Source organism: Rhodococcus koreensis (genome assembly GCF_900105905.1).
Classification (GTDB): domain Bacteria; phylum Actinomycetota; class Actinomycetes; order Mycobacteriales; family Mycobacteriaceae; genus Rhodococcus_F; species Rhodococcus_F koreensis.
Genome location: NZ_FNSV01000005.1, coordinates 8,967,800 through 8,979,832, shown reverse-complemented (window position 1 = coordinate 8,979,832; position 12,033 = coordinate 8,967,800). Strand labels below are relative to the sequence as shown.

Below are 12,033 nucleotides of genomic sequence, written 5' to 3'. Positions count from 1 at the left end.
TCGGCGTGTGACTGGTGAGGAATGGGTGAACTCCTGGTAGGTCAGTAGGTGCTTACGCCACGACCCGACCAGGAGTTCACTTGCCATCATCGCTCATCGCACTGTGTCCGTCATGCCCTACCCCGGATCCGGGGATCGGGCATCGGTGCGCGGTCTACTCGTCATCCTCGGTGACCGACGCTCAATGGGCGATTCTCGAACCACTACTACCGCCACCCGGCAACACCACCGGCAGCGGTGGTCGACCCGAAAAACACTGCCGCCGTCTCGTACTCGATGCAATCTTCTATGTCGTTCGAGGTGGGATCGCCTGGCGGCAGTTGCCGGCGGAGTTCCCGCCCGCGACCACGGTGTACGCGATCTTCGCCCGCTGGGTCCGCGCGGGAGTATGGCAGCGGATTCACGACGCGTTACGTGATCGGGCGCGGGTCCAGGGCGGTCGACACCCGCTGCCGTCCGCGGCGATCGTCGACTCCCAGTCGGTGCAGGGTGCCGACACGGTGGCCCGGTCGAGCCGGGGATACGACGCGGGCAAGAAGATCAACGGCCGCAAACGTCATATCGCGGTCGACACCAACGGGTTGCTACTGGCGGTCGTGGTAACCATGGCCGGGATTCAAGACCGCGACGGTGCCATCCGACTGCTGGCCGCGTTGCGTGCCCGATTCTCGACGATCAGCCTGGTGTGGGCGGACGGCGGCTATGCCGGTCGGCTGATCGAATGGTCGAAACGGGTTGTGTCCCTGACAGTTCAGGTCGTCAAGCGAACCGACGATGTCAAAGGGTTCAAGGTTCTTCCCCGGCGTTGGGTAGTCGAGCGAACCTTCGCCTGGATCTGTAAACACCGACGCTGTGTCCGTGACTACGAGACGCGGCCCGACCATCACGAAGCGATGGTCTACATCGCCATGATCGCCACCTTGTCACGCCGACTCGCCCGCACGGCGTGACTCACCCCGGAGTTCTCAGACGCGCTCTTACGGGTATTGCGAGGGTTGATCACCTGCACCGGCACCCCTGCCGCGTGCGCCTTATAGGTGATCTGGTCGCGCAGTTGCGCGTATGCCCAGGAGTGCAATTGTTGCCGTTGTCTGCGTGCGAGCCGTACCCGGTCCCGGATTCCCGACAGGTCTTCTACCGCGATTCCTTGACCGGTGCGTTGCGCCTGGGCAACAATCGTTTTCGAGAGTTGATGATTGATGTCGGTGGCGTACCGAGTCTCCTTCCTACGCCGTTTCTTCAGTGTCCGTTTCGCGGACCTGGTCCCCACCTTCTGCAGCGCGGACCGGATGGTTCCGTTCTTTTTCCGGCGGGCGGTGACCGCACCACCGGACCACCGGACGTCGAGTTCGGCCGGGTCGTCTGCGGTGGTCACAGCCAGGTTCACGATCCCCAAGTCCACACCCAGCCACCCGGTGGGGTCGTCGGCGGGGACCAGCTGCTGCGGTGCGTCGGTGTCGACGGTTGCATGCAGGTAGAAACATCCGTCCCGGAAAATCAGATCCGACTCGCCTGTGCGGTCGGCGAGCATTGTCCGCTGCCACGGCGCGCACACGAATCCGACGTTGCGCATCCGGCCCGCGCTCGTCCAGATCGACACCGTCGATCGATCGATCTGCCACGACAAGCACCGATCGTCGAACGGTTGGCCCGCGTCCTGACGGAACACGACCGCCTTACCCGCCACCTTCGCATACCGTGTCGATCCCGGCGTGCCGTAATTCCCGTTACGCAGGTTCGCTGTCCGGGTCGCGTACGCATCCGCCGACTTTCTTGATGACCCGGATCGCCGGTTGCGCCGACAACCCGCACGCCTTGAGCTGGGCATAGACCTGCTTTTGCAGCGCGAACGGGCGCCGATCAGCGGCGGTGTGCGCGAGCTGCGCAACCATGTTCGCCCCCGCATTGCACAACTCCAGTGTCGATTTCAGCGCCACATACTGCTCCGGGGTGGGAGCCAGCTTCACGACAACGATCCGCTTCACACCCTGCGCCTTTCCCTGCGGATACTCTTTGGTCTATGTCACCGACCCGATGCGGGCAGATCATGGCAGAGGTGTGTGACAAGTTCGGCGCAACGTTGACCGAGTTCACCGGAGAAACCGACCACGTCCACCTATTGATCCACTACCCACCTACCGTGCAACTCTCCACCCTGGTCAATAGCCTCAAGGGCGTCTCCGCTCGATACCTGCGCCAAGAGTTCCCCGACCACATCCAGAAATACCTGTGGGGCAATCACTTCTGGTCACCGTCCTACTTCGCCGCCTCCGCCGGCGGAGCCCCGCTCGCCATCGTCGCCGAGTACATCACCAACCAGAAACGACCCGAACCCACACAAGAAAGCGACCCCGCTACGCGCGATCGCGCAATACAGAATCAGCTTCCTCCCGGCCCCCAAGGGCCAGGCTTCCTCTGATCAATCCGGTGAAGTCCATGCGCGATTTCCGATTCTCGTTCAACATTTTCGGTTTCGACTCCCGAGATGCCCTTCTCGACCGATGCCGTCACGGCGAGAGCGCCGGCTACGACACCGTGTTCGCCGCCGACCACCTCGGCGCCCCGGCACCGTTCCCCCTCCTGGTGGCCGTCGCCGGCGCCACCGGACTGCGGGTCGGAACTCTGGTGCTCAACGCACCGTTCTGGAACGCCGCCCTGCTCGCTCGCGAGATCGCGACGACGGACATCCTCACCGACGGAAAGCTCGAGGTCGGTCTCGGTGCCGGGCACATGAAGTGGGAGTTCGACGCCGCGCGTATCGAATGGAAGCCGTTCGGCGGCCGAGTCGAGCAGTTGTCGGAGATGGTCGACGGCCTCCGCACGTCCTTCACCATGGACTTCGACGAGCTACCCGAGGGCCGCACTGTGCCACGACCGTTGCAGCGGCGTGGATTCGGCGGCTCGGGTCCACCCCTGATCATCGGCGGTACCGGGGATCGCGTGCTGCGGATCGCGGCCGCCCACGCCGACATCGTCGGTGTCGCGGGCACATTCCAGATTCCGGGGCGACCCCCCGGCACATTCCGCCTCGCCACCGCGGACGAGGTGGCCGAGCGAATTCGCTTCGTACGGAACCACGCCGGTGCGAGAGCCAAGGACATCGAGTGGCATCTACTGGTCCAGTTGGTCGTCGAGACGGACGACCGCCGGGCCGCGGCGAACGAGATCGCGGACCGGCTCGGCGGCACCATGTCGGTGGCAGACGTCCTCGGCACCCCGTACGTCCTCGTGGGAACCGTGGAGGAGATGACCGAGCAACTCCGGAGCCATCGGGAGCGTTTCGGCTTCTCGTACGTCACCGTCCACGAACCGTATCTGGAGGTGTTCGCCCCCGTGATCCGTCGACTCCGCGAACAGAGTTGACGGACAACGACTCACGGCGTGTTGATGTACTCCTGGATGGCCTGCTGCGCCTTGGGGTTGCCCTGTCCCATACCGACGATCGCACCGGTGATCGCGCCGATCGGCGTGCCGATGATACAGCCGGCGAGACTGCCCGGGAACATCGAGACACATCCGACGCCGAGACCGATGAGCGCACCGATCGCGGTGCCGGCCGCTCCCCCGTTGGCCCAGCCGACGCCGAGTTCGTTGAGCATGTTCTCGAGGGCCTTCTGCTTGTCGACCTCGTGCCGACCGGGGATCGCCAGGGCCGGCGTTCCCGTGTTCGGCACGACGGGGTCGGCATGTGCCGTGCCCGCTCCGAGTGTCACCGTCGCTGCGACGAGGACCGATGCTGCCGATTTCTTGATCAAGTTCATCGCGATCCCACCCTGCTGAAGAAGGAAAAACCGGTTCCGACTGTAACCTGCGGCTGCATCATCGGTGGCGAAACCGCGGCATCGGAAGAGTACCGCGGTGAGCGCCCGTCGGCACGGGTGAAAGCCGTCAGTTCACGCGCCGGTTGAACAGTCTTTTCGCCCAGAGGTAGCCGAGCAGCGCGATGCCGGCGCTCCAGCCGACCGCGAGCACTGCGCTGCTGCCGACGGGACCGCCGAGAAGCAGTCCGCGGATGGTCTCGATGACGGGGCTGAACGGCTGGTACTCGGCGAACCACCGGAGACCGGCCGGCATCGAGTCGGTGGGGACGAACCCACTGCCGAGGAATGGCAGCAGTATCAGCACCATCGGGAGGTTGCTCGCCGTTTCGACGCTCTTGGACACCAGCCCGAACGCAACGGACAGCCACGTGAGTGCGAACGTGAACATCGCGAGCACGGCCGTCGCCGCTACCCACTCGCCGAGTCCGGCGGTGGGCCGGAAACCGATGAGCACGGCGACACCGACGACCAGGACGAGGCTGATCAGTGTCTGGATCATGCTGCCGATGACGTGCCCGGTCAGCACGGACACCCGTGCGATGGCCATAGTCCGGAACCGGGCGATGATGCCCTCGGTCATGTCGGTGGCGACCGAGATCGCGGTTCCCTGGGCGGCGCTGGCCACGGTCATCAGGAGGATTCCGGGTGCCACGTAGTCGATGTAGGCGCCGCGTCCGCCGTCGGGATCGCCGAGTCCCGCTCCCAGCGTGCCGCCGAACACGTACACGAAGAGCAGGAGGAGGATGATCGGCATCCCGACGAGGAGCACAGTCACCGACGGGTACCGGATCATGTGCCGGAGGTTGCGTCGCAGCATCGTCGCCGAATCGCTCAGCGCGTAACCCATGGTCGTCATCGCACGCTCTCTTTCCTGGTTGCGGCGCGCTCGGTGAGCGCGAGGAAGACGTCGTCGAGATCGGGTGTGTGGACGGTCAGGTTCTCGACCTCGATCGACGCGTGGTCGAGCCGATCGAGCAGCGCGCGCAGCGATTGCACGCTGCCGTCGCCGGGAACCTGCAGGGTGAGCGCTTCCTCGTTCCGTGTCACGTCGCCGAGCAGCCGGGATGCGGCGTCGAGTTCGCGCACCCCGGGCAACGCCAGGGTGATGTGGCCGCCCGGAACGAGCCTCTTCAGCTGTTCGGGGGTTCCCTCCGCGACCAGCCTGCCGCCGTCGAGGAGTGCGATCCGGTCGGCGAGCCGATCTGCTTCCTCCAGGTATTGGGTGGTGAGGAAGATCGTGACCCCGTCGGCGACGAGTTCGCGGATGATCTGCCACACGGCGCGGCGACTGCGCGGATCGAGACCGGTCGTCGGCTCGTCGAGGAAGATGATCCGGGGATCGCCGACGAGGGTCATCGCCAGGTCCAGCCGGCGGCGCATGCCACCGGAGTAACTCCCGGCCGGCTTCGCGCCCGCCTCGACGAGATCGAACCGGGCCAGCAGTTCCGTGGCCCGGGCGCGGCCCGCGTCGCGCCGCAGGTGGTGCAGATCGGCCATCAGCATCAGGTTCTCGCGACCCGTGAGGAGGTTGTCCACCGCGGAGAACTGGCCGGTCACACCGATGGTGGACCGAACCGCGTCGGGCTCGCGGGCGAGATCGTGACCCGCGATCCTCACCTTGCCGCCGTCGGGAGCGATGAGGGTGGACAGAATCTGGACCATGGTGGTCTTGCCTGCGCCGTTGGGCCCGAGGAGCGAGAAGATCGTTCCCTCACCGATGTCGAGGTCGATGCCGTCGAGGACGACTTTGTCGCCGTAGGACTTTCGCAGCCCGGTGGTGGTGATTGCGGACCGGGTGGTGATCGATGCTGTCATCACTCTGCCTTTCGACTGGTCGACTTCTGGGAATCGGGGCGGCGAATCACGATGTCGCCGAAACCGGTACGGGCGCGCACCTCGACCGTGTCGTCCGTCGATTCGGGCCGGTCGACGGAGTCCAGACGGTTCTGGACCTTCCCGAAGGACGTGTGCGCGTCGAGCCGGGCGGCGGTCCCGGAGCGGATGCCGATCTCGATTCGACCGTGACCGGTTCCGAGCGACGCCGCGCCCTGCGTCACCTGCCCGATGCGGATGTCGCCGTTCGCGGTTGCGGCGGCGAGGTCGGCGCGGGCGTCGTCGACGGAGATGTCCCCGTTCGCCGTCTTCACCCGCAGTCCGCCGCCGATCGTGCCGATCCAGTTGTCGCCGTTGGAGTTCTTGATCACGGCGCTGCCGTCGATCGCGCCGACGCGGAGTTTTCCCGACCCCGTGCTCAGGTCCGCATCACCTGCAACGTGGTCCACGGTGACCGTGCCGGCCCCGGTGTGCACGTCGAGCGGGCCCGTGTCGCCGAGTTGGACGTCCCCCGCCGATGTCTTGACGCGGCACGCGCCGAGCCGTCCGGCGCCGCGGAACGTCGCCACCGACGCCTCGCCCTCGAACTCGGAGCCGGTCGGCAGCGCGATGGTGACGTCGACGGAACCGGCCTTGCCGAACAGGCCGAGACCGCGCTGCTTCGGCGCCTTGACCAGCAGTCTCCCTGCGGAGTACTCGACGCGGGTCTGCTCGGCGGCGCGAACGTCCGATTCCCGCGAGCCGTCGCTGGGGCGCACGTCCACGACCGTGTCGTGGCGGTCGCTCGCCGTGATCCGTGCGTCGCCGACGACGAGTTCGACCGTGGCCGAGATCGGCGCCGGGGTGCTGAAAGTGGGCATGGTTGTCCTCCGGAATGTGGTGGTGGCGAATGAAAGGACGGGCCGGTCGGGTCAGCGCACCCAGCCCGTGAAACGGTCATTGCCGCGTGGGGCACGCCGTTCGGAACGATTACTGCCGCCGTCGGACTCCAACCCCGCGGCCGCGGACCGGACGAGCCAGGCGTTCACGGACAGCCCTGCCTCCCGAGCGGCCTCCTCGACGCGATCCTTGAGGTCTTGCGGGAGACGAAGGTTGATCCGGGTCATGGCGCCGTCTTCCACTTCCGGGATCCGAGGCGGCGACATGTCCGGACCGGATGCGGCCTGCTCCTCGAACAATTGCTCGACCGGCGCGGGAGTGACGACGAACGTGGGCTCACGTCCGCGGAGACGAAGATCCACCGAACCCGGTGCGAGGTCACGGGTGATTTCACTGGCGGCCGCCGACAGCGCGTCGAGTAGCGCGAGCCGGACCCCGGACTCCAGTGGTGCGGTGAGTCGCTCGGCGAGGGCACGGGCGTCCTCTCCCCCGGCCTCGGCGGCTACGGCGAGTTCGTGACGGAGGGACGCGACATAGGGCGTGAGATCCATGGTGCCATCATGGCATCACATTGGCACCATCGCAAGACTCGGCCGAGGATCGATGTGCCACCGTGGTGTCACGGCGGCGCAATCGGTCACCGCGCGCGCAGGTCACGGCAGGAATTCAGGCAGCCCGAACGGCTCGAAGTGTTCCGCACCGATGAACGAGGTCAGCTCCGCGATCTTGGTGCCACGCAGGGTCAGCACCGTGATCGACCAGCGGAGGTGGGTGCCGGCGTCCTCGTCCCACAGATAGAAGGCCACGGCGGGCTGGCCGTTGGCACCGACCGGCAGGTGGCGCCACGAACCACACCCCGTGAGCGGGACCCGGACCGCGAAATCCGTGACCGCGGCCATGCCGCGATACCAGTGCGCCATCGGTGGCATCGACCAGGTGACGTCCTCGGTCAGCAGAGCGACCAGAGCATCGGCATCACCGCGTTCCAACGCGGTGGAGTACCCGGCGACCAGGGCACGCAGATGCGCGTCGTCGATTTCTCGCAAAGTTCGAGACTGGGTCACCGAGGGAATCTTCTCCGCCACGATCGCCCGGGCCCGCTGCAGCGCGCTGTTCACCGACGCCGTCGTCGTGTCCATGGCGGCGGCGATCTCGGCGGCGGAGAACCCCAGGACCTCGAAGAGCAGCAGGGCCGCCCGCTGATTGCCCGGCAGATGTTGCAGTGCCGCAACGAATGCCAGTTCGACGGCCTCGCGCTGCTCGTAGCGGGCGGCCGGCCCCACCGCACCGGCGGCCAGTCCCGCATCGGCGTAGGGACCCAGCCACGCCACTTCGGTGAGCGGGACGTCGCCGACGACGGCGCGATCACTGGACGGACCCAGGTCGACGGGCAGGGCCCGCCTACCGCGCGATTCGACGGCGTCCAGGCACGTGCGCGTCGCGACGGTGTACAGCCAGGAGCGCAGTGCGCTGCGGCCTTCGAATTTCGCGAATCCGCGCCACGCCCGCAGCAGAGCGTCCTGCAGGGCGTCGTCGGCATCGTGGCTGGAGCCGAGCATGCGATAGCAGTGGGCGTGCAGCTCCCGGCGCAACGGTCCGACCAGCCGCGTGAACGCGGCGTCGTCTCCGTCCCGGGCTCTGGCCAGGTCGGGATCGTCGGCATCTACCGGCGCGTGCGGTGTTCGAACGGAGTTGTCGCTCACAGGGGACGATTCTGCCCCACCGACGACTCACGCACCTGGCATCACCTGGTGGGGGTAGGGGCCGGTGTCGGCGCCAGCGACATCCCGGCGTAGATCTCGTCGAGAACGGTGGGCAGCAACGCGTTCGCGGTGGTTTTACCCTCGGGCGACAGAGTCAGATTCGCCCAGATCACGAGCGCGACGCCGTTGTCCGGGTCGTACCCGATGAACGAGTTGAAGCCCGGCAGCTCACCGCCGTGGTAATACATCGACGCGTTCGGCCCGAAACGCTGGTAGCTGATCCCGTAACCGTATTGCTGCCCGTCGGGTGCGTCCGGGTCCTCGGGTTGCAGACTGTCCCGCCATTGTTGCTGGTATTCCGGATTCAACACTTCGCCGGAGACCAGCGCCCGGATCCACGTGGCCAGGTTGTCCGCGGTGGAGATCGCGCCCCCGGCGGCAGTGGCGTAGGACGGATTCTGGTTGGTGTAGTCGAGGGGTTGCAGTGTTCCCGCCCGCGCGGCGGCCTGCATGTCGGCGGGATACGGCTCGTCCACCAGGGCGTAGGCCGATTCGCCGTACATGTAACCGTGCGAATACGAATCCGGGATCGCCGTATCGTCGGCGGCGGGTAGCGAGGTCTGGTTCAGCCCGAGCGGCCCGAGCAACCGTTCCTGGAACTGCTCGGCCAGTGGGCGACCGCCGACCTTCTCGGCGATCAGACCCAGCAACGCGTAGTTCGTGTTGTTGTATTCGTACGACGTGCCGGGTGGGAAGTTCGGCGGCCGGCTGAACGCGATGTCCAAGACCTCCTGAGGCGTCCAGGCCTTCGCCGGGTCGCTGTCCAAAGTCGCCGCCAACTCGGGCGAACTCGTGTAGTTGTACAGCCCGCTGCGCATCGTCAACAGCTGTGCGATGGTGATGTTCTCGCCGTTGGGCACGTCGGCGACGTACGTCGACACCGGGTCGCTGAACCGGAGCTTGCCGTCCTGTGCCAGCAGGACCGTCAGGGCCGCCGTCAAGGTCTTGGTGTTCGAGGCGATCCGGAAATGAGTCTGCGCAGCCGGCGGTGTGTCCGCGCCCAGTTCCGTGGTGCCGACCGCCGCGACGAAGTCTCCCTGCGGGGTGCGGAGCTGCACCACCGCGCCGGGGATCATCAGCTCCTCGGCGGCAGCGTCGACCGCAGCCTGGAATGTGGCCGGATCGATGGAATTGAGCGCCGAACCCGAAGCAGTGGTCCCCGTCGCCGTCGTCGCGGCAGGCAGTGAACCGTTCTCCGAGGTCGTCGGCTCGGACGTCGGCGAGCACCCAGCGATCACGAGTGCGCCGCACGCCGCGATCACAACGAGGCGGGTGGCGCGCAGTGTGCGGAACCGACCCACTCCATTTCTCCGGCCCCGCATGTACTCCACCGGGAAATCCCTCATCGTCGCCATCACCGCCTCGGCGCCATGGTTCGAGTACCGCGCCGACGGGCGGCACCAGCTGGCAGGCCTTCTTCGAATCCTAGCCCGAGAGCCCACTCACTCCGTCGCGATCACCGGAACATTTCACTGCGGAAAGACATACTTCTACCTGTATGCGCGAACTGCTTCCCACCGCCGAGGCCGTCCCAGGCAACCGTCCGACACGGAAGGCACATCCATGAGCACGCGACGCAGCATTCACAACACCTCGTTGACCGACGGCGAGATCGTCGAGCAATCCGACCTCGGCTCCAACACCCGGGTGACAGCGGACACCTTCCCGATCCTGAAGGGTCTGTCGTTGACTTCCTCTCGGCCGTGAACGACCGAGATTCCCCTCCAGACTCGCGTCCCGAGGTTCCTGTTTCACCGACAGTCGCCACCCCACACGTTAGGTGCGGGGCGGTCTCACACCGTCTCCGCAGGCTGCCACCGTCAGTCCGACGGCCAAAATGTTCCTTGCCGCGTTCACGTCGCGGTCGTGGACGACGCCGCATCGGCACGTCCACTCCCGCACGTTCAGCGGCATCGCCGAGGCGACCGCCCCGCACACCGAGCAGGTCTTCGACGACGGACAGAACCGGTCGATCGCCACCAGCCGGCGCCCGTACCAGTCGGCCTTGTATTCGAGCATCGACCGGAACTCGGACCAACTCGCATCCGAGATCGCCCGAGACAACGACCGATTCTTGACCATGTTCCGCACACTCAGATCCTCGATGGCGATCACTTGGTTTTCGCGCACCAGTCGAGTGGAGAGTGTGTGCAGATAATCGCGGCGCCGATCGGCGATCCGACCATGAATCTTCGCGACCTTCAGTCGGGCCTTGGCCCGGTTCCGGGATCCCTTCTGCTTCTTGGCCAGCATCCGTTGCGCCTTCGCCACCCGCTCACGATCCGTGCGCTCGTGGCGCGGGTTGGTGATCTTCTCCCCCGTCGACAGCGTGTACAGGCTGGTGATCCCGGCATCGAGCCCGACCACCCGATCCGTCGACGGGGGCTCGGCGATCGTGTCCTCGACGAGAATCGAAATATGGTACTGACCACGAGCGTTACGCGACACCGTCACCTGCGACGGCACCGCCCCCTCCGGCAACGGCCTCGACCACCGAATATCCAGCGGTTCGGACTGCTTGGCCAACCGGACCTGCCCACCCCGGGTGAAGCAGTTCGAGTAGTAGGTCGCCGAATCCTTCGACCGCCCCTTCTTCTTGAACTTCGGGTATCCGGTCTGCGTGCGCCAGAACCTCTCGAACGCGCCCTGCAACTGCCGCAGCGATTCCTGCAACGGCCCCTTCGACGGCTCCGCCAACCACGCGGTCTCGGGGTCCCGCTTCCATCCGGTGAGCATCTTCGAGGTGTCCGCGTAGGTGACCCGTCGCTGCTCCTGCGACCAGGCACGCGACCGCTCGGCCAACGCCCGGTTGTAGACATACCGGGTACACCCGAACGTCCGAGCAAGCTGTTCCGCCTGCACCGCAGTCGGATAGAAACGAAACTTGAACGCCCGCTTCACCACCCTCCCCGCCATAACCCAGACACTAGCCACACAGTCCGACAAAACCAGATCGGCCATCCCGGCCCTGAAGGACCGGGTTGCGCCGAAAGACTCACGGATCAACCCCGGAGCGATGCGCACCTCGCATTGGCACGCCAACGCCAACGAACTCACCTATTGCCTGTCCGGAACGTCACTTGTCTCCGTGCTCGACACCGGCAGCGTGTTCTCCACCTTCACTGTCGGCGCCGGAGAGATATTCCACATCGATTCGGGATCGCTGCACCACATCGAGAACATCGGCGACGAGGTCGCGGAATTCTCATCGCCTTCCGGAGCGAGCGCCCCGAGGACTTCGGTCTCGGAGCCGCGTTCGGCGCGATGACCGATGCCGTCCTCGGCAACACCTACGATCTCGACGCCTCCGACTTCACCGCTCTCCGACGCGACACCGCGGACCGCCCTGGCGGCGCGAATCGGCGATCCCGTGGTGCCGTCGGCGGCGAAATGTGTTATGTGCGGCACGGATCGGCGCGGATGACGGTCATGGACCCGGACGGCTCCCTCGACACCTGGTATCTCGAGCAGGGGGACGTGTATTTCATTCCCCGCGCATACCCACACCACATCGAGGTCGCGGGGTCCGACGACATCCATTTTCTGATTTTCTTCGACCAGCCGACGCCCGGTGACATCGGATACCGCGCATCGGTCAGCGCGTACTCCCGCGAAGTCCTCGCCGCCACGTTCGGCACCCACATCGGCGATCTGCCGAATTTCCCGTTCACCCCCGCCGACCCGCTCATCGTCACCCGCAACAACCCGCTCGACGAACGCGGAGAGCGGTAACCCGC

10 protein-coding genes and 4 pseudogenes are annotated in these 12,033 nt (G+C 66.0%); 5 read left to right on the top strand and 9 right to left on the bottom strand.

Annotated elements, in window-relative coordinates:
- Window positions 1-134: 134 nt before the first annotated feature.
- A complete protein-coding gene (locus BLV94_RS45715) occupies window positions 135-950 on the top strand; it encodes an IS5 family transposase (protein WP_072951830.1) in 816 nt (271 codons plus the stop codon).
- On the opposite strand, the pseudogene BLV94_RS45710 reads toward BLV94_RS45715, so the two are convergent.
- Window positions 929-1,985: pseudogene (locus tag BLV94_RS45710) on the bottom strand (RNA-guided endonuclease TnpB family protein); the annotation flags it as partial. The gene BLV94_RS45715 and the pseudogene BLV94_RS45710 overlap by 22 nt on opposite strands.
- Before the next feature lie 44 nt (window positions 1,986-2,029).
- Here BLV94_RS45710 and tnpA point away from each other — a divergent pair.
- Together tnpA and BLV94_RS45700 are read left to right on the top strand one after the other, a co-directional pair.
- Window positions 2,030-2,419 (top strand): annotated as a pseudogene (tnpA, locus tag BLV94_RS45705) (IS200/IS605 family transposase); the annotation flags it as partial.
- Between the two features lie 17 nt (window positions 2,420-2,436).
- Window positions 2,437-3,363, top strand: coding sequence for an LLM class F420-dependent oxidoreductase (locus tag BLV94_RS45700; RefSeq protein ID WP_072943518.1), 927 nt, complete (start codon window positions 2,437-2,439; stop codon window positions 3,361-3,363).
- A gap of 11 nt (window positions 3,364-3,374) precedes the next feature.
- Here the strand turns inward: BLV94_RS45700 and BLV94_RS45695 are convergent, their stop codons facing one another.
- The 7 genes from BLV94_RS45695 to BLV94_RS45665 all read right to left on the bottom strand — a co-directional run bounded on the left by BLV94_RS45695 (window position 3,375) and on the right by BLV94_RS45665 (window position 9,480).
- Window positions 3,375-3,761: a hypothetical protein gene (locus BLV94_RS45695; protein ID WP_072943487.1), complete on the bottom strand. Its 387-nt coding sequence runs from the start codon at window positions 3,759-3,761 to the stop codon at window positions 3,375-3,377.
- A gap of 127 nt (window positions 3,762-3,888) precedes the next feature.
- Window positions 3,889-4,677: an ABC transporter permease gene (locus BLV94_RS45690; RefSeq protein WP_072943485.1), complete on the bottom strand. Its 789-nt coding sequence runs from the start codon at window positions 4,675-4,677 to the stop codon at window positions 3,889-3,891.
- Complete coding sequence (locus BLV94_RS45685) at window positions 4,674-5,636, bottom strand: ATP-binding cassette domain-containing protein (RefSeq protein ID WP_072943483.1); 963 nt, start codon at window positions 5,634-5,636, stop codon at window positions 4,674-4,676. Before BLV94_RS45685 ends, BLV94_RS45690 begins: the two co-directional genes overlap by 4 nt.
- Entirely contained in the window at window positions 5,636-6,514 is an 879-nt protein-coding gene (locus BLV94_RS45680; RefSeq protein WP_072943482.1) for a DUF4097 family beta strand repeat-containing protein, read from the bottom strand. The genes BLV94_RS45685 and BLV94_RS45680 overlap by 1 nt, the downstream gene beginning before the upstream one ends.
- A 51-nt stretch (window positions 6,515-6,565) precedes the next feature.
- A complete protein-coding gene (locus tag BLV94_RS45675) occupies window positions 6,566-7,084 on the bottom strand; it encodes a toxin-antitoxin system HicB family antitoxin (protein ID WP_072943480.1) in 519 nt (172 codons plus the stop codon).
- A 102-nt stretch (window positions 7,085-7,186) separates the two neighbouring features.
- A complete protein-coding gene (locus tag BLV94_RS45670) occupies window positions 7,187-8,236 on the bottom strand; it encodes a sigma-70 family RNA polymerase sigma factor (protein ID WP_072943478.1) in 1,050 nt (349 codons plus the stop codon).
- A 41-nt stretch (window positions 8,237-8,277) separates the two neighbouring features.
- Window positions 8,278-9,480: a serine hydrolase domain-containing protein gene (locus BLV94_RS45665; RefSeq protein ID WP_072943517.1), complete on the bottom strand. Its 1,203-nt coding sequence runs from the start codon at window positions 9,478-9,480 to the stop codon at window positions 8,278-8,280.
- Window positions 9,481-9,859: 379 nt separating this feature from the next.
- On the opposite strand from BLV94_RS45665, the pseudogene BLV94_RS49060 reads away from it, so the two are divergent.
- A pseudogene (locus BLV94_RS49060) lies at window positions 9,860-9,985 on the top strand (cupin domain-containing protein); the annotation flags it as partial.
- Between the two features lie 87 nt (window positions 9,986-10,072).
- Here the strand turns inward: BLV94_RS49060 and BLV94_RS45660 are convergent.
- Entirely contained in the window at window positions 10,073-11,212 is a 1,140-nt protein-coding gene (locus tag BLV94_RS45660; RefSeq protein WP_072943476.1) for an RNA-guided endonuclease TnpB family protein, read from the bottom strand.
- Here BLV94_RS45660 and BLV94_RS48145 point away from each other — a divergent pair.
- Window positions 11,211-12,028 (top strand): annotated as a pseudogene (locus BLV94_RS48145) (cupin domain-containing protein). The gene BLV94_RS45660 and the pseudogene BLV94_RS48145 sit on opposite strands and share 2 nt — an antisense overlap.
- Window positions 12,029-12,033 lie beyond the last annotated feature (5 nt).

Excerpts from the sequence above, each read along its gene's own strand:
- BLV94_RS45675 (WP_072943480.1), bottom strand. The coding sequence starts at position 7,084 with ATGGATCTCACGCCCTATGTCGCGTCCCTCCGTCACGAACTCGCCGTA.
- BLV94_RS45660 (WP_072943476.1), bottom strand. The coding sequence starts at position 11,212 with ATGGCGGGGAGGGTGGTGAAGCGGGCGTTCAAGTTTCGTTTCTATCCG.
- BLV94_RS45685 (WP_072943483.1), bottom strand. The coding sequence starts at position 5,636 with ATGACAGCATCGATCACCACCCGGTCCGCAATCACCACCACCGGGCTG.
- BLV94_RS45695 (WP_072943487.1), bottom strand. The coding sequence starts at position 3,761 with ATGAACTTGATCAAGAAATCGGCAGCATCGGTCCTCGTCGCAGCGACG.
- BLV94_RS45690 (WP_072943485.1), bottom strand. The coding sequence starts at position 4,677 with ATGACGACCATGGGTTACGCGCTGAGCGATTCGGCGACGATGCTGCGA.
- BLV94_RS45680 (WP_072943482.1), bottom strand. The coding sequence starts at position 6,514 with ATGCCCACTTTCAGCACCCCGGCGCCGATCTCGGCCACGGTCGAACTC.
- BLV94_RS45700 (WP_072943518.1), top strand. The coding sequence starts at position 2,437 with ATGCGCGATTTCCGATTCTCGTTCAACATTTTCGGTTTCGACTCCCGA.